At 61.5% G+C, this 17,338-nt stretch carries 15 protein-coding genes and 1 pseudogene; 4 read left to right on the forward strand and 12 right to left on the reverse strand.

Going from position 1 to position 17,338, the window contains the following annotated elements; translation table 11 throughout:
* Positions 1-21: 21 nt before the first annotated feature.
* The 4 genes from ACR3FE_RS26200 to ACR3FE_RS26215 form a co-directional block, all read right to left on the reverse strand.
* On the reverse strand, positions 22-1,359 hold the full coding sequence (locus ACR3FE_RS26200) for an MmgE/PrpD family protein (RefSeq protein WP_458210794.1): 1,338 nt from the start codon (positions 1,357-1,359) through the stop codon (positions 22-24).
* Between the two features lie 73 nt (positions 1,360-1,432).
* Positions 1,433-2,254 (reverse strand): amidohydrolase family protein, encoded by an 822-nt coding sequence (locus ACR3FE_RS26205; RefSeq protein WP_458210795.1) that lies wholly within the window; start codon positions 2,252-2,254, stop codon positions 1,433-1,435.
* A 102-nt stretch (positions 2,255-2,356) separates the two neighbouring features.
* The gene (locus tag ACR3FE_RS26210) at positions 2,357-3,220 is read right to left on the reverse strand and encodes a DUF6282 family protein (RefSeq protein ID WP_458210796.1); all 864 of its coding nucleotides are present in this window, start codon (positions 3,218-3,220) and stop codon (positions 2,357-2,359) included.
* 55 nt (positions 3,221-3,275) lie between these two features.
* On the reverse strand, positions 3,276-6,140 hold the full coding sequence (locus tag ACR3FE_RS26215; RefSeq protein WP_458210797.1) for an FAD-binding and (Fe-S)-binding domain-containing protein: 2,865 nt from the start codon (positions 6,138-6,140) through the stop codon (positions 3,276-3,278).
* A 130-nt stretch (positions 6,141-6,270) separates the two neighbouring features.
* On the opposite strand from ACR3FE_RS26215, the gene ACR3FE_RS26220 reads away from it, so the two are divergent.
* Positions 6,271-7,038, forward strand: coding sequence for a carbon-nitrogen hydrolase family protein (locus ACR3FE_RS26220; RefSeq protein WP_458210798.1), 768 nt, complete (start codon positions 6,271-6,273; stop codon positions 7,036-7,038).
* Between the two features lie 22 nt (positions 7,039-7,060).
* Here ACR3FE_RS26220 and ACR3FE_RS26225 read toward each other — a convergent pair whose 3' ends face one another.
* Positions 7,061-8,071, reverse strand: a complete 1,011-nt coding sequence (locus tag ACR3FE_RS26225) for an aldo/keto reductase (protein ID WP_458210799.1) — start codon at positions 8,069-8,071, stop codon at positions 7,061-7,063.
* Between the two features lie 225 nt (positions 8,072-8,296).
* Between ACR3FE_RS26225 and thrS the strand changes: the two genes are divergently transcribed.
* On the forward strand, positions 8,297-10,237 hold the full coding sequence (gene thrS, locus ACR3FE_RS26230; RefSeq protein ID WP_458210800.1) for a threonine--tRNA ligase: 1,941 nt from the start codon (positions 8,297-8,299) through the stop codon (positions 10,235-10,237).
* A 40-nt stretch (positions 10,238-10,277) separates the two neighbouring features.
* Here thrS and ACR3FE_RS26235 read toward each other — a convergent pair whose 3' ends face one another.
* Both ACR3FE_RS26235 and ACR3FE_RS26240 read right to left on the reverse strand, forming a co-directional pair.
* Complete coding sequence (locus ACR3FE_RS26235; protein ID WP_458210801.1) at positions 10,278-12,107, reverse strand: acyl-CoA dehydrogenase family protein; 1,830 nt, start codon at positions 12,105-12,107, stop codon at positions 10,278-10,280.
* Between the two features lie 65 nt (positions 12,108-12,172).
* Positions 12,173-12,325 carry a hypothetical protein gene (locus ACR3FE_RS26240; RefSeq protein ID WP_458210802.1) on the reverse strand — a complete coding sequence of 51 codons (153 nt, stop codon included), beginning with the start codon at positions 12,323-12,325 and terminating at the stop codon, positions 12,173-12,175.
* A gap of 80 nt (positions 12,326-12,405) precedes the next feature.
* On the opposite strand from ACR3FE_RS26240, the pseudogene ACR3FE_RS26245 reads away from it, so the two are divergent.
* Positions 12,406-12,477, forward strand: a pseudogene (locus ACR3FE_RS26245) (IS200/IS605 family transposase); the annotation flags it as partial.
* On the opposite strand, the gene ACR3FE_RS26250 reads toward ACR3FE_RS26245, so the two are convergent.
* From ACR3FE_RS26250 to ACR3FE_RS26260, 3 genes are all read right to left on the reverse strand, one after another.
* Entirely contained in the window at positions 12,474-13,208 is a 735-nt protein-coding gene (locus ACR3FE_RS26250; RefSeq protein ID WP_458210804.1) for an MFS transporter, read from the reverse strand. The pseudogene ACR3FE_RS26245 and the gene ACR3FE_RS26250 overlap by 4 nt on opposite strands.
* Before the next feature lie 111 nt (positions 13,209-13,319).
* Positions 13,320-13,949 carry a hypothetical protein gene (locus tag ACR3FE_RS26255; RefSeq protein ID WP_458210805.1) on the reverse strand — a complete coding sequence of 210 codons (630 nt, stop codon included), beginning with the start codon at positions 13,947-13,949 and terminating at the stop codon, positions 13,320-13,322.
* A gap of 62 nt (positions 13,950-14,011) precedes the next feature.
* A complete protein-coding gene (locus tag ACR3FE_RS26260; protein ID WP_458210806.1) occupies positions 14,012-14,419 on the reverse strand; it encodes a nuclear transport factor 2 family protein in 408 nt (135 codons plus the stop codon).
* 372 nt (positions 14,420-14,791) lie between these two features.
* Here ACR3FE_RS26260 and ACR3FE_RS26265 point away from each other — a divergent pair, with 372 nt between their 5' ends.
* Positions 14,792-14,980 (forward strand): HVO_2922 family protein, encoded by a 189-nt coding sequence (locus ACR3FE_RS26265; RefSeq protein ID WP_458210808.1) that lies wholly within the window; start codon positions 14,792-14,794, stop codon positions 14,978-14,980.
* 78 nt (positions 14,981-15,058) lie between these two features.
* On the opposite strand, the gene ACR3FE_RS26270 is transcribed toward ACR3FE_RS26265, so the two are convergent.
* Positions 15,059-16,204: a PrnB family protein gene (locus ACR3FE_RS26270; protein WP_458210809.1), complete on the reverse strand. Its 1,146-nt coding sequence runs from the start codon at positions 16,202-16,204 to the stop codon at positions 15,059-15,061.
* Between the two features lie 207 nt (positions 16,205-16,411).
* Complete coding sequence (locus ACR3FE_RS26275) at positions 16,412-17,338, reverse strand: alpha/beta hydrolase (RefSeq protein WP_458210811.1); 927 nt, start codon at positions 17,336-17,338, stop codon at positions 16,412-16,414.

The raw sequence follows: 17,338 nt of genomic DNA on the forward strand, positions 1-17,338 counted from the left end.
GGTACGCTATCGGGCTGAATATTAAACCCACCCGTGACCGGTCGTTTCGTCCGTTCCCCTCCAGGGGTCGAGGAGCGTCGAGACTGGGGTGTCCGGGGCACCGAGTACGGCCTCGACGTGTTCGACAGTCTCCGGTGGAACCGTCGGTTCGAACAGATCAGCCGCTTTCGAGCGACGCTTCGGCGGCGAGAGTGGCCGTTCACGTGCACCCCGTGGGCGCGTCACGTCCGACGTGAGGGTTCGTCCGTCGTTCGTGACGAGTTCGACCTGGGCGAGACACTCCGCCGGGAAACGGTCTTCGAGATCGGGATCGACGACCAGCTCCACGCGGTCTGCGAGTGCACGAACCGTCGGGTCTTCGCGCCAGGTTGCGTCGAGTTCGTCGGGGGTGAACTCGCCACTGACCAGTGCAGTCGCGACGGGATACGGATAGGAGTACTCGGCCTCCTCAGCCGTGTCTGGATGCCGGATGTGGAGGTGCGTCGCCGCCTCGAACGTCTGAACGCGAATCGACTCGACGGATTCCGGCGCGACATCGCGAACGTCACGAAGATCGAGCATGGCATCGACACCCGGCTGTGCCCATCGACAGCACGGATACGGTTTGAGGTAGCCCGTGGTCATGTAGAACCGGTCGCCAAGGTCGTCCGTTACCGTAACAGTCGTCTCGTCGAAGACGGTTCCGGCGGCGGTGAACCCTGCTTCCGCGAGGTCGACCGCCGCGAGACCGGAATATGCACCCCAGCCGATGCCATCCTTCGTCATCCCCGGACGCTCTACACCCCGCATGATGGGGGTTCGCGGTGCGTGGTACTCGGCGGTTCCGAGGGCCTCAGCCGTCGTCTCTCGGTCGTGACCACGGAGTCGCGCGACCGCGGCCGCCGCCCCGATCGCACCCCACGAACCAGTACCGGTGTAGACGCCGTCGGTCGTGTGGATAGCGAGTCCTGCGCGAACCGCGAGTTCGTAGCCAACACCGACCGCGGTGAGGAACTCACCGACCGTCGCGCCGGTAGTCTCTGCGGCGGCAAGGGCAGGTGGAACGACGACAGCGGCGGGATGCCCTTTCACCGCACGATGTCCGTCGTCCACGTCCAGCGCGTTCGCTGCTGTTGCGTTGACGAGCGTTGCGCCCTGTTCGGACAGGGTGCCGCCATCTCCGCCGAGCAGGGTCGCTTCATCGCCATCGTGGTGGTGGGTCGCGTACCGTCGGACGACGTCTGCGGTCGGGAGGCGGAATCCGGCGGTCGTGGCGGCGAGCGTGTCGAGAACGCGACTCCGCAGGTGGTCACGTGCCTCACGGCTGAAATCATCTAACGTTGCTTCGTGGACGAACGAGACGGCAGTGTCGGTAGTCATTGAAAACGAATGGACGGCTGGTGGGACAGGATACTGGGAACGGGTGGATGACGAGCGTGGGTGGTCGTCGTGTTCAGTCGTCTGCGGGCGCGGCCTCGACCTCCTCCCAGTTTTGTTTCGCCACGTCGAGGTCGTAGAGGTCGATGGCGTTCTGGCCGAGTATCTTGGCCTTCTGCTCTTCGTCGGCTCCGATGCAGTTGATCTTCTCCAGCGCGACCGGGATGTTCGAGGAGTGTTCGGCAGCCATGATGAGTTTCTCCGCACCGACCCGCTCCATCGCACGACGGATGTACATGTTCATGGCGAGGGTGGTGTCGAGGTAGATGTTGTCCCAGCGGTCGGCCATCTGGATGGCCTCCTGCGTGAGTGTGTACGCACCGCCCATGTGTGCGAAGATGATGGGCAGGTCGGGATAGTCGTCCGCGACGTCCATGTACATGCCCGGAACCGAGAACGGCATCCCGTGGGGGCCGGTGTGAACCATCACGGGAACGTCGTTCTCGACACAGGCATCGTAGACGTCGTAGGCGATGTCGGAGGTTGGGTCGACACCCCACGCGAGCGTGTGGAGTTTGACGAACTTGAAGTCGAGTTCCTGCACGCAGCGGGTGATCTCCTCGTGGACGAAGTCGGTGCCGAGGTGCGGGTTGACCGCCGCGGTTCCGAAGATGCGTCCGGGGTACTCTTGGCTCGCCTCGTAGATCTGATCGTGAACCTCCGAGACGGATTTATCCGTCTCACCGCCGAGTGGCTGGAGGATGGTCGCATCGACCTTGTTCTCGTCCATCGCGTGGATGATCTGTTCGACGCTCTCGGACCACTCGAACGTGCGGTCTTGCTCTGCGTTCTCGTTGCCAAGGTGGTGGTGGCCGTTGACGACGGGGTAGTCTGCCATAGCGAATGATTGTTGTTGGCATACTATGCATGAGAGTTGACCACAACGTGTAAACGATTGATATGGGGGCAGGAATATCGAATCGAGGCAGAGGTATCGACGTCAGTCGAGACGGAGGAGGTCAGCAGGCGTCCGGGTGAGACAGCGTCGTACCGTCTCGCGCGGAACACCCGCTTCGATGACGAGCGCAGCGAACTCCCGCAAGCCCGGAACGGGTGGATTCTCAGCCTGACCGTAATCCGTCGCGAGTACCGCGTGTTCGGGACCGACGCGCTCGACTGCCTCCGCAACGCGGTCGATACCGTGGCCGTCGGTGCTCTGGACCGAATACGCGCAGTACTCCATGACCGCACCCAGTTCCGCGAGTCGTTCCTGCTGGTCGAGAGGGATGTCCACGACTCGGAAACACGGGTGGTTGACCAGGCAGTCAACACCCGCGTCGTCGCAGGCCGCTGCGACGGTCTCCACTTCGACAGGAGTGGCGTGGCCGGTTCCGACCACTGCATCGTACTCCCCGGCGAGGTCGATGATGGTTCGGGTCGCAGGCGTCACCTCGCCATCCACGGCGACCGGTATCTCTTCGTCTGCATCGGGGACACGCTGGCCGACGAACCGTTCGACGCCCGCCTCTCGTGCCTGCGACGCGTGGTTCGCGCTCCACGCCGTGGGGAGCCAGACGATCTTGGCACCGAGTTCGAGCGCGGTCGCCACGGCATCCCGGTTCAGTCCACCGACGGTACCGTTGCAAGCGATGCCGCCATAGAGCAGTTCGTCACCGACCGCCTCGTTCACGAGATCGACGCGGCCCGCCGTCGGGACGACGTGGCTCTTGATGACGACGCCGCGCATCCCGGCTTCGCGGGCGTCACGCGCCAATTCGACGTCGCTTTCGAAGCGATCGACGAGGTCGGGCGCAGTGTGGACGTGCAGGTCGATGGCATCCCTGAGCAGATCGCTGTCGGTCATGTGACCACCTCTGGTGCAGGACACCAACGTGAGCCAGTTCGCTCGCGGTGCTCGCTCACCGAACCACCTCCGATAGCAGTTCCATGGGATGGTGAGTCTCCACGTCGCAGTCTGCGAGTTGCTGACTACACGAAGCACCTCCTGCAGCGACGAGGTCGGCGTCGACTGCGTCGAGTCGCTCCGCGAGGTCGGTTCCCAGTTCCATCGAGAGTTCGTAATGGTCTGTCTCGTAGCCGAATGCACCCGCCATCCCACAACAGGTCGCGTCGACCGGCGTCACGTCGTAACCTGCCTGTCTGAGCAGACCGACAGGCGCGTGGTCGCGCCCGCGGGCCGTGGCGTGACAGTGGCCGTGGTACGCCACCGTCTCGTCGGCTTCTTCGGGAATCGTGAGGTCACCGGTCACGACCTGGTCGAAGAGGAACCCGGCCACGGTGTCGGTAGCAGTGGGAATCGGGCCGGGGTCGGCCACGAGGTCGTCGTACTCCTCCAGCGCGCTGGCACAGGAAGGTTCGAGGCTCAACACTGGCACGTCTTCTGCTCTGTCCCGCAGTGTCTCGACGTTTTCGGCGGCGTCAGCACGGGCCTTCTCGACCATCCCTTGCGAAAGCGCCGGGCGGCCACAGCAGTTCACATCAGGTATCTCGACGGCGTAGCCGAGTCCTTCGAGGACGCGTATCGTCGCCCTACCGACAGCCGGGTGGTTGTAGGTCGTATAGCAGTCGGGATAGAGGACGACGGTACCGCGGTCGCCCGCCGTCGTCGCGGGGTCGCGGGCGGCGAACCAGTCGAGCAATGACTCGTTGGTGAACTCGGGAAGGCCGCGTCGCCGGTCGATGCCGAACATCTTCTCCGCGACGATTCGACCCGGTTCGAACTCGGCGAGTCGGTTCGCAACCGGCGCGAGGGCGCTTCCGACTCGGTTCAACGTCCGAACGTTGCCGAACAGACGGGCACGGAGAGGAGTGCCCTCTCGTTCGTGCTTCTGGTGTTTAGCCTCCGTCTTCAGCTTCGCCATGTCGACGCCGGTCGGACACTCCGTCTCGCAGGCCTTACAGGAGAGACAGAGGTCGAGCACCTCCTCCTGGAACCAGTCGCTCGTCAGCGCATCCTCGCCGAGTTCGCCGTCGATCGCGTCCCGGAGGGCGTTGGCTCGTCCCCGAGTGCTCGTGACCTCCTCACCGGTCGCCCGATACGATGGACACATCACACCGCCGTCTTTCGTCCGGCATTTCGAACAGCCGTTGCACTGTTCGACGAGGGATCCGAACCCCTGTTCGTCGTCGAAGTCGAGTGCCGTCTCGATCGCACGAGGGTCGTAGCCGTCGTACCGCAGTGCCTCGTCTACACGGGCGAGTTCGCCTGTGGAGTCGGGGACGACCTTCGTCGGGTTGCAGACATCGGCGGGGTCGACCGTTCGCTTGACCGTCTCGAACGCTTCGTACAACGTCTCGCCGTACATCTCGGGGAGGTATTCGGATCGCAGGCGACCGTCACCATGCTCGCCGGAGACGGCACCGCCGACATCGAGCACCACGTCGTGCACCTCTTCGGAGACCGATCGAAGATGCTCTCGATCCGTCTCGGTCTTGAGGTTCAGAAACGGTTTGATGTGGAGCACGCCCTGCCCGGCGTGCCCGAACACGCTGGCGTCGAGTCCGTGGTCGGCGAGGATGTCGGCAACACGGTCGAGGTACGCAGGGAGTTCGCTGGGCGGAATCGCCGCGTCTTCGACGAACGAGGGGGCTTGCTCGTCCCCAGGATGGCGGTTGAGCAGCGGGTTCGACGCCTTGCGAACCCGCCAGAGTCGCTCCTGTTTCTCGTCCGTGACAGCACGCTCGACGGCGACGGTGTTCACGGTTCGGGAAGCAGCGACCACCTCGTCGAGGCGGTGGTCCTGCTCGTTCGCGTCGCACTCGACCTCGACGAGTAACGCTGCTCCGGCCTCGTCGGGGACGAGGTCGATTCCCCACGCTTCGCGGGCGTGTCCTAACACCGCGTCGTCCACGAGTTCGACTGCGCTCGGGTCGGCAGTCAGTGCCTCGGTTACTGCGTCTGCCGCGCTTCGTACATCGTCGTAGAACACCAGCGCGGCTGCTCGCGTCTCCGGGCGCTCGGTGAGTTCGAGCGTCACTTCGGTGACGATACCGAGAGTGCCTTCACTCCCGACGATGAGGTTCGAGAGATCGACCCACGAGCCATCGCTGGCGACGCTCGATTCGAGATCGTAGCCACTGGAGTTTCGGTCGACGTCGGGATACTGACGGGCGATCTCGTCGGCGTGTTCGTCTGCGAGGTCGAAGACAGTTCGGTAGAGTTCTCCGACTCGGTCGTCGCGGGCGAGTTCTCTGTCGAGTCGATCACCATCTCGTCGTTCGAACGTCGCAGTGGTGCCGTCCGGCAATACACACTCGACTCGGCTGACGTTGTCTCGGGTCGTCCCGTGTCGAACCGAGTGGGGGCCAGCCGCGTCGTTGGCGACCATACCACCGATGGTACACGTGCTCGACGTACTCGGGTCAGGTGGGAAGTACAGGCCATGCTCGGCCAGTTCGTCGTTCAATTCGTCCAAGACGACGCCTGGTTGGACGGTGACGGTCTTCGCCTCCGGGTCGACCGACACCACCTCGTCGAAGTGGCGCGAGCAATCGAGAACGACTCCTTCACCGACCGCGTTCCCGGTGAGACTCGAACCGGCACCCCGAGCGACCACGCTCGTCTCGGTATCACTGGCGAACCGGAGCGTCCGCCGGACGTCGGCGAGGGAGCCTGGCCAGACGACTCCGGCGGGTTCGACCCGGTAGATGCTCGCGTCCGTCGCGTACAGCGTCCGGGTCGTCTCGCCGAAATCAGCCTCCCCGTCGAGGCTCGGGAGATCGGTCGGAACCGCTCCCTTTCCCGCGTCTCTGTCTGTGCTCATGGTCGTTCGTGTGCCCGCGAGGGGGATGACCCTTCACTCGAACATGGCTGGGGGTTTATGGAAGCGACATCAAAAAGCGCCGGACATGTATTCGAACAACCTGAAGTGGCTGGCCTGAGACGTGGTACCTATGAGCGAGAACCAGCACGTCGCCGCTTGCCAGTTCGAACCGACAATCGGTGACGTGACCGGTAACCTCGAAACCATCGAGCGAACGCTCGCGAGCCTTCCATCGAGTGTTACCGTCGCCGTCCTTCCCGAACTCTGCGTGACGGGGTACGACCTCGACGTCGCCAGAGAACGAGCGACCACGGTTCCGGGCGACCTGACGGATCGAATCGTCCCCATCGCCGCCGAACACGACGTGACCGTCGTCGCTGGTGTTCCCGAACGAGACGGCGAGGAACTGTACAACAGCCTCGTCATCGTGGACGGCGACGGCGTTCGTGATACCTACCGGAAACAGTACCCGTGGGGTGACGAGGCAGACGTATTCGAAACTGGTGACGGGCCGACGACGATCGAGACGCCGGTCGGTACCGTCGGCTTCGCGCTCTGTTACGACCTCAACTTTCCAGAAGTCGGACTCGACTACGCCCGCGAGGGCTGTGACGTGCTCGCGGTGTCGGCGGCCTGGCGGACGAGTTTCGTCGCAGACTGGCGACTCCTGCTCCGAGCACGGGCGCTCGATGGACCGTACTACGTCGTCGGGTCGAATCACGCTGGCGACCAGCGCGGGCGCGATCACGCGGGGCGAAGTCTCGTCGCCGATCCGTCTGGGACGGTGCTATCGGAAGTTACGGATGGCACCGGCCACGCCGTCGTCCCTGTCGAACCGGACCGGATCGAGGTAGGTCGAGAACGCAATCCGGTCCGAGAGAGCCGGGATTGGTCTTAGATCGCGTCGAAATCCGTCACCTTCACAGCCCTGCGTAGGGGCCGCCCTTCGCTTCGGTGAGTCGTTCGACCTGTTCGTCGGAGAGGTCGATCTCGGCAGCGGCGAGGTTCTCCGTCAGTTGGTCGACGGTGCGGGCACCGACGATGGGCGCGGTGACGCCGTCGCGGTGCATGAGCCACGCGAGAGCGGTCTGGGCGGGCGTCGCCTCGACCTCGTTCGCCACTGCTTCGAGTTCGGCGTGGACATCGAAGTTCTCCTCGGTGAGGTACGCATCCTCGAAGCGGCTGGACTCCGCAGCGCGGGACTCCCCGGTCAACCCTTCCTCGCGGCTGTACTTGCCGGTCAGGAACCCCTGCCCGAGTGGACTCCACGGACAGACGGCGAGGTCGTAGTGGCGACTCATCTCCAGGTAGTCCCCTTCGATCTCCCGGTCGACGAGGTTGTAGCGTGGCTGGAGGACGGTGAACGGCTCCCAGCCCTCGTTGCGAGCGATCTCGTTCGCCTTCGCCACTTTCCAGGCGTTGGGACGCATCGTCGAGGCACCGAGATAGTTGACCTTCCCCGCTTCGACGAGGGAGTTCAGCGTCTTCATCATCTCGCGTGCGGAGGTCTGGTCGTCCCAGCGGTGGATGTACAGCACGTCGACGTAGTCGGTGTCGAGGCGGTCGAGGAGCTCGTCGGTACGGTGGCGGAGGTTCTTGCGGTTGGTTCCCCTGCTGTTCGGGTCACCTTCTCGAATCTGCCAGTAGATCTTCGAGGCGATGGTGTACCGCTCTCGGTCGCGGTCTTCGAGCCAGTTGCCGATCCATCGTTCGCTATCGCCGCCACCGTACACGTCGGCTGTGTCGATGTAACGCCCGCCCGCTGCTTCGTAGGCGTCGAGCAGTTCGTAGGCGCGTTCCTCGCCGATCTCGACGTTCCCTTCTTCGGTCTCCTTTCCGAACCGCCACGTTCCGAACTGCAGTTCGCTCGTCTGTAAGCCAGTGGTGCCGAGTTTGACGAAATCGAGGTCGAGTGATTCTAGGTCAGTCATGGACGATTACAAAGAGGGCTAACAGCCTGAAAAGGATTCACCAAGCGGCAGACGAGCAACGACCACACGATTTTCGAATGAGGGGATTTATATACTTCGGGGCGAAAGAAAGACACGAATATGACGGTAGGTGTTCGCTTTACAGGCTCCCCAGAGAACGAATAATCAGAACCCTACCGTCGTTGCTGTCGTCCGAATCCCGGCAGTGATAAAAGTGATTCATTCATGTCAAATAACGATGAGAAACAGATAGTGGTAACGCTTCCAGACGGCTCCAAGTTGACGGTCGACGAAGGCTCGACGGTTGAGGACGTCGCTTACGAGATCGGCCCCGGACTCGGGCGTGACACCGTCGCCGGCGTGGTGGATGGTGACCTCGTCGCTAAGGAGAAACCACTCACGGATGACGTCAAACTCGTCATCGTCACCGACCAGAGCGACGAGTATCTGGACGTGTTGCGACACTCTGCGGCACACGTATTCGCCCAGGCACTGCTCCGACTGTACCCCGAGGCGAAGCTGACCATCGGCCCCTGGACCGACGACCGGTTCTATTACGACATCTACGGCGTCGAACTCGACAGCGACGACTTAGAGGCGATCGAAGAAGAGGCACACCGGATCATCGAAGAAGACCTCGATATCGAACGTGCAGAGTACGACCGACAGGAAGCGTTCGATATCTACGAGGACAACCCCTTCAAACAGGACATCCTCGAAACGGAAGCGGCAGGCGATGGGGGAGTCTCCTTCTACGAACAAGGCGAGTTCAAGGATCTTTGTCGCGGCCCGCACGTCGATTCGACGGGCGAGATCGGGGGCTTCAAACTCCTCGAAACGTCGGCTGCCTACTGGCGTGGCGACGAAGAGAACGAGTCGCTCACCCGCGTCTACGGAACGGCATTTCCGTCCGAATCCGAACTGGAGGAGTATCTGGAGCGCCGCGAGGAGGCCAAAGAGCGCGACCACCGGAAGATCGGGCGCGAGATGGATCTGTTCTCGATTCCGGAACACTCGCCGGGCTGTCCGCACTACCACCCGAACGGGATGAAGATTCGCCGGGAACTGGAAGACTACATCCGGACGAAGAACGACGAACTCGGTTACGACGAGGTCTGGACGCCCGAGCTGAACAAGGCCGACCTGTGGAAGCCGACGGGCCACTACGACAACTTCACCGCCTCGGGGGAGATGTTCAACTGGGAGCAGGACGACACGGAGTACGGCCTGAAGCCGATGAACTGTGCCAACCACGCGTCCATCTACGCCAACGAACAACATTCCTACCGCGACCTGCCGATCCGGTTCTCCGAGTTCGGCACGGTCTACCGGAACGAGCAATCGGGCGAACTCTCCGGGCTCCTGCGAGTGCGCGGGATGACCCAGGACGACGGCCACGCGTTCGTTCGCCCCGACCAGATCCAGGGCGAGATCGTCAACGCCCTCCGGGTCATCAACGACATCTACGCCAACGTCGACCTCGACGTGCAGTACAAACTGGAGACGAAAGGTGACAACGCCGTCGGCAGCGACGATATCTGGGAGAACGCAACGAACGCGCTGACCGACGCGCTCGAATCCGAAGGGTTGGAGTACGACATCGAAGAGGGCGAGGCAGCCTTCTACGGCCCGAAGATCGGCATCAACGCCGTAGACGCCATCGGACGCGAGTGGACCATCGGGACGGTACAGGTCGACTTCAACATCCCCGAGCGCCTCGGCCTGACGTACACGGGCGAGGACAACGAAGAACACCGCCCGGTGATGATCCACCGCGCTCTACTCGGCACCTTCGAGCGATTCATGGGTGTCATCATCGAGCACTTCAACGGGAAGTTCCCGTTCTGGCTCGCACCCGAACAGGTGCGTATCCTCCCCGTCAGCGACGACAACCTCGACTACGCACGGGAGATCGCCGACGAGCTCGGCGACTTCCGCGTCGAAGTCGAAGACCGTTCGTGGACGGTCGGGCGGAAGATCCAGCAGGCTCACGACGACAACGTCCCTTACATGATAATCGTCGGTGACAACGAAGAAGCGGCGAACACCATCTCGGTTCGTGACCGCCAGGAACGCGAACAGAAGGGCGTCGCGCTCGCCGAGTTCCGCGACCACATCAGCGAGGAGTACGAGCAAAAGCGCGGCGAATCCGACTTCCTCGCATAAGTCCCGGTACTCTCGGTTCTTCCACCGACAAGCCTCCAACCTAATTTTCACGAACAGCAGACGAAGTCGCTTCGAGTTCCGCTGGGTCGAGCGGTGCGTAGCGAACGACGCTGTCGAAATATTCCATCGGCAAGGCGTCACCATCCGCGATTCCCCGTGCGCGTGGGGTTTCGAGCGTGTGGCGGACGAACCACTCGGCGACGATAGCTTTACGGCCATCGCCGTCGGAATCGATCGCGTGTTGGGCGTTCGAGAGCAGGAGACTGGCGGTTACGACGTCGAAGACGTAATCGACGAGCTGTTTGGCTTCGTGCTGTGCGTACTCGTCGTCTTCGGTCGCCAGCGTCAGCATGGCCTCCTGAAGCGCCTCGAACTCCTCGGTGACGGTTTCGGCGAGTGGTTCGAGATACGGGTGCTCGACCGCGTCGAGATTGTCGTCGATGAGTGGGATGAGCGCCTCGTGAGTCGCCTCCTTTTCGAGCGTTCGCAGGAAATCGAGCGAGAGGATGTTCGACGTTCCCTCCCAGATGGGAAGCACCTGTGCGTCGCGGTAGAGGCGGTTGGTGACGAAGTCGTTCACGTAGCCGTTGCCACCCTGAATCTCCATCGCGTAGGAAGCCGTATCGACTGACATCCGAGCAGTGCGATGCTTGGCAACCGGCGTGAGCGCACGCATCAGGCGGAACGCCTCGCGGTCGTCGTGGTCGCGCTCGTAGCGGTCGAGCCAGCGCCCGGCTTCCATAGCGAACGCCAGTGCGGCTTCGTAATCGACCGCCATGTTCACGAGGTCGCGTTGCATCAGCGGATACTCCTGGATGGGGTTGCCGAACGCCTCTCGATTCGCGGCTTTGACCTTGCTGTCGACGAGTGCGCGACCCATGATGCCGACTGCACCAACGGCGTTCGTGATGCGCTCCCAGTTCAACATCGTCGTCATGTATTTGAATCCTCGCTCGGGTTCGCCGACGAGATACCCTCTCGCACCCTGGAACTCGACCTCTCCCGTGGGGACGCTGATGGTGCCGAGTTTGTCTTTGAGACGTCGGTACAGTTGGTCGTTCAACTCGCCCTCCGGCGTCTCGTGCGGGACGAGAAACAGCGAGAGGCCCTTCGTCCCGTCCGGCGCGTCGGCGCGTCGGGCGAGTGCGAGGGTTCCCTGTGCGTCGATGTTGCTACAGAACCATTTCTCGCCGGTGAGTTCGTAGACTCGCGGTTCGGTCTGGCCGTCTGCTCGGTCGTCGTCTACTCGATGGCCGTCTTCGGTCGATTTCACGGGAGTAGCGACGGTCTCGGTCGCTCCGACGTCACTGCCACCCTGCTCTTCGGTGAGGAACATCGCACCTTCGATGAGGTCGTCGTGATTCCGGCTGGTCAGCCCCTCGAAATACTCGTCGAGAGAGCCGTCCTCGTCGTGGTTTCGGAGGACGAGTGCAGCACCTGCCGTCATCGAGACCGGGCAAACGAATCCCGCGTCCACGTAGGAGAGTAACAACTGCATCGTGAGCGTGTGGATGAGACCGACCGGTTCGTATCGCTCCGGCGGTGCGCGGAACGCGTCTGCGACGATTCCGCGTTCGTAGGTGAGTCGCTCGTTTTCGAGGTGAGCCGGATGGTATCGAACGTGGTTCCGGACGTTCCCGTGCTTGTCGTACGGTTCGAGTTCCGGGCCGTGGTCGTCGACGACATCCGAATTGTCTGCGATTGCGGAACCGACGATGGCACCGAACTCGTCGAGCCGTGATTCGGCCCACTCGAACTCGTCGTCGGGATACACCCGTCGCGCCTCCGCCTGCAGCGCCGGATCGAAACGCCAGTAGTTCATGCCCCGTCCCTCGTCGAAACTGCCGAAATCGAACGGAGGTGATGTCATACGATACCAACCTCCATCCCTGCGGGTAAAGTGATTCTGGAACTGTGAGAGCGTTCGAAAGAGTTTCACTCCGGCGCGACCGGTTGTTCTGCGTCCACGGCTCCCGTCTCCTCCCTGGCTCGAACCGGTAATGCGAGCACCCAGAAGACGCCTGCGACACCAGCGACGATCACGCCCGCAGCCGCAAGAAACGGGACGACGCCGGTATCTGCCGCCAATCAACCTCCAACGAGGTTCGCGCCACCTGCGACCAACGACAGGGCCATCGACGCACCCGAAAGCACGGTCGCACGTCTGACACGTCGGAACGGCGGGCGATGTTTCGACCGACACGATTGAGCAGTATATCGAGCGAACGGAACACGTCTAATCGGGCTTACGGCCTTCACCATCGGGGTCAAGCCCCGAGGCACTCGGCCTACTCCATCTGTAGAATAGCGCGGTGTAGGCGACGAGGCACCGAACCTCGGGGCGGCCAACCTGCAGCCGAAGGGTGTGAGTCGCTTCACGAACCGTGAACGTGTCGGCGTAGTCGATCTCGCTTTCGACCGCTGGCAACGTGAACAAGATGGGGATGCCGAGTGCAGCCAGCGCAGCATTGGCGAGGAAGGGGATCGACCAGTCGACACTGACGAGAACGCCAGCCGCGGCAGCAGTCACGGCTGAGGTGACGAGCAAGACCGTACTCGCTCGACCGCTGATCCGCGTGTACTCGGATGCGTCGAACCGGGAATCGAGCAGTTCGTACAGCCAGGCTTCGCCGGTTCCCGATTGAAAGCCCCAGCCGATGGCCCAGACGACGTTCACGAGGACGTACACGAGTGGCGAATCGAGGAAGACGTAAGTTCCCAGCGAGAGCGCGGCGAGACTGTTGCCGAGGGCGAGACTCGCTCGTCGCCCGATCCGGTCGCCGATGTAGCCGGTCGGGATCTCGGCGGCCATCAATGCGAGCAGAAAGGCCGCTTGCGTGAGGCCGATCACGCCCAGACCGTAACCCCGAACCTCGGTGAGATAGAGGATTCCGACAGGGAGATAGAAACCGTACGAATTCGAGATCTTGTACGCGCAGTAGCGCCAGATCACACTTCGAGATTCCGACATCGGTCGAAGTATCGTAGAGTGCGACAGTTATTGTTCCTGAAATACCTTAGTAGAATTTTTGATATTTACACGGTGGCTGTAATTCATTCGTAACCGACAGCGTATTGGCGATTAACCGACCTGTTTCAAGCCAAGAACACGAGCGATGTAGAGCTGCTTCCAGACCAGCCAGCTGCCGAAAGCGACGGCGAGTAGTCCGAGGACCGTTACTCCGACTGCATCCCAGTGCGTATTGTCGATGACACAGTTCACGGTCTCACTCGCGCACGCCTGAAACAGTTCTCTAGTGAAGGCACCCCTGTACACGAGCCATCCGCCGAGGCCCACGGAACTGATCCCAGCCAGTGCCTTCGACAGTGATTCCCGGACAGTCGGCGGGTTTGCGATAATCGCTTCTTGGACGCCCTCGCGCGGGCCGGCCCACTGTGAGAGGAAGGCGGAACCGAGCAAGAAGAGCGCGGCATGTGCGATGAAGAGTCCGATCGACCACATTCCCAGAATCGAAAGCCCCGTCATCAGGAGCGCAGTCACCCAGACGAGGGATGTCCGGTTCGTCCACGCACCAATCCCACCGACGAGGGAGAGAACGACGCTGAACAGCACCCACCCGGCGAAGAACGCATCAGCGAGTGGCTCCGGGAACAGTAGAAAGACCGCGGCCACGCTGGTGGAGAAGAGGGCAAGCGCGCTTAGCAGACGACTGGTCGTTCGCGCTGTGGGAGACCGGGACGCGAAGCCCATACCCTAGAAAGTCTATTATTTTTACTAATATATTTGCGGGGTCGTCTCCGCTGGTCGTCTCGTCAGTCTTCGAGTGGTTCGTTGAATCGAACGGTATCGACGTACTGTTGGAATCGCGCTATCTCCCCGTCTTCGAAGTCGAATGCGTGAACGACGGGCGACTCGAACTCTCTGCCGGTCTCGCCGTAGGTGCCCCGGTAGGTCACGAATGCCACGATGGTGTCCTCCCCATCGACGAATCGTTCCGGTTCGACGACGAACTCGTCCCACTCCTCGCTAATGGGGCCGAGCACGTTGTCGAACACCTCGTCGGGGCCGTGATATGTCCCTCCATAGGGACTTCCCTCGGCTTCGATGAATTCGATGTCGTCGTCGAACGCGGCCAGAACTCCTTCGATATCCCCCCGTGCGAGGTCTTCGTACCACCTCTGTACGACTTCGAGATTGGTCGTTCGTGTTGACGCTGTCATACTACTCCCCCCGACTTGGTAGACGGCGGCCGGCTACGTAGAAGTTCAGTAAACAGTTCCGGGGAGTGTTGGGCGGATAAATTTACCAAAATTCGATCCAGCGGGATGGCGGTACTCGATGGAGATTCCGTTCGGAGACGCCTAACAATGTTGCCGTGAAGTAACATCAGTCAGTAATATAAAACAGTATGATTAGTAATACTGGGCAGTATTATTTTCGATCCTGATACGGGTCGTTTTCCGACTAACCCGACCACGTCCAGCGAAAGTCGAAAATTGCTGACGAAATCCCGTACGTCGACCTCTTGCAAACGATTAGAATCCATATACAGCACCGGAATACGTATTTATCGTCCGCTATCACAGTGGAGTATGACAAATACTCCGACGTTCGAAGTCTATCAGGACAAGGCCGGTGAGTGGCGCTGGCGACTCGTCGTCCCGAATGGTAACATCATCGCCGATAGCGGTGAGGGCTACTCGTCGAAGCAAGGAGCCAAACGCGGAATCGAGAGCGTGAAGAACAACGTTCCGAAGGCGGATATCGTCGAAACCGAGTGAGGTCATCTAACAGCCCTCAGTAATGCTGAGATCGTCTTATCGCTTCTCGTCGCGGGGTCGTAAGTTGCCGAGGCGAGGTTAGATTCTACTCTCTCGCGTGTCGTCGGTGAACGTCCCGAGGTATCGACCGTACGGCGTCCCCCCAGTCCCGGTCGTTTCGTCGAGGGGTTTCGTCAGGTACTGCTCGACGACATCGATGTGGTGGTCACGGAAGGTGACCAGCCGGTCGATACACTCGTTGTACGCCTTACGGACGGTATCGTCGGCATTCTCGGCGTAGTCCCGAATATCTGGGCCGCCCTCGACAGCTTCGATGAACGCTCGATGTTCGGGTGGCATGTCCCCACGCAGCACGTGGAGGTGGTTGACGAGCGGGTTGTCGCCGTGGTCGATACCCAACGCGGAATCGAGCGTCTGGAAGAGGCTGGACTGTGCACCCGAAGCACCGCGATAGGATTGTGGCCCGGTGAGTTCCTCGACACCCTCGTACTCGACGCTCGACAGCGACCGCAGATACGGTCGGAATCCCCGACCGTACCGTTCTGGATCGTTGTGTTCGGGCATCCTATCGAGAACGCAGGTGATGTCATGAAGCGAATCTTCCATCGTCCGAAGCGCACGCAGAACTCGACTCGAGTCGTCGTCACGGATTCCTTGTTGTGCATCACCGATGGCGGCTATCGCCGGGCCAGCCGCGCTCTCGATCGCGATGTGGATGGCGACGAACCACTGTTCGTCCTCAGGCTCGAAGAAGTTCGTGACAGTGCGGATGTTGTGTGGCTGTAAGCCACGGTCGGGGTCGTCGCGAACCCAATTGTGCAGGATGTAACCGTCGTAGGAGAGCACGGGGGTACGACCGAGCCGTTTAGTCGATTCGTAGAGTGGAACGGCCACGCCAGCCGGGATAGTATCGGCGACGGGCGCGTCTGCTTTGTTGACGTACGCATTCGCAAGAAACCCACTGACACTGTAGACGCGTACAAGTTCACGGTCTGTCAGGTCGTCGAAAATATCCGTCGGTGGTGAATCGAGCGTGCGTACCTCGGGTCGCAACTGATCTCGTTCCAGCAGACCCGGAAGGTCGTGACCCAGTTCGTCGAGCGCCGCGAGATGTGGATGGGTATCCGGCCCGAACGTCGTAAGCGGCTCGACAGAGGGGATGAAACCGTGCTCAGGGCTGATATCGAAACGCTCGTAGTCGAGCGTTTCAACTCGTTCGATCATGGATGGTTTGTCTACCACGTAACGCATATTAAAACATGAAGTTTGATTCTGCTGTCAACTTTGGGCGTGAGATTGCGGATTTGGGTAACGATATCCAGATTTACCCATTGGCAGACGCACTTTGACAACAGTCATGAGACGGCACGGATACTCCTCGTTCGCCGCCGATGGAGACGCTCATCCTACCCTGCCGATAGGGACGCTTACCTACCAGATACTCTCGGCGACCGAATCCATCGCATCGTCCGCGACCGTCACGTCGTCGGTCAGGCTGAGGAAGCCGTGGGCCATCGCTGGATAGTGAAGGTGCTCGACAACGACACCGTCGTCCGTCAGATGGTCGGCGTAGGCGGCTCCCTCGTCTCGCAGGGGGTCGTAGCCAGCAGTGACGACCGTTGCCGGGGCAACTCCCGTAAGGTAGTCGGTCCGGAGTGGCGAAGCGAAGGGATTGTAGCCATCGACCGAGCTTCGAAGGTACTGGTTCCAGAACCACTCCATGTCGGCACGAGTCATCAGCGGGCCCTCCGCGTTCTCCTGGTAGGAGTCGGTGTCGAGCGCCCGGTCGATGATCGGATACAGGAGCACCTGTCGCGTGAGTTCGGGGCCACCTTCCTCCCTGACTCGAAGGGCAGTAACGGCGGCGAGATTTCCACCTGCACTGGTTCCACCGACTGCCAGGCGCCCATCTCCGCCGAAAACGTCGACGTTTCGTGCGACCCATTCGAGTGCGGCGTACGCATCGTCGACCGCAGCAGGGAACGGATGTTTGGGTGCGAGTCGATAGTCCACCGAGACGACGATGCACTCAGCCCGCGCCGCGAGTTCACGACAGATGTTCTCGACCGAATCGAGCGTTCCGAGCACCCATCCCCCTCCGTGGTAGTAGACGAGCGTCGGGAGGGGATGGTCGGCATCCGGACGGAAGACGCGGAGCGGAATCTCACCGCCGTGGCCTTCGAAGGCGAGATCACGGACGAATTCCATCTCGGGGCCACCACCGGTCGTGAACAGTTCGTCCTCGACGTGACGAGCACTTTCGACCGACAGTTCGTGCCACTCCGGAATCCCCATCGCTTCGATCTGCTCGACGACGGTGGCGAGTTCGGCGTCGAGTTCGTCGGCGCGCTCTGACAT

It is taken from the genome of Haladaptatus rarus (assembly GCF_054177585.1).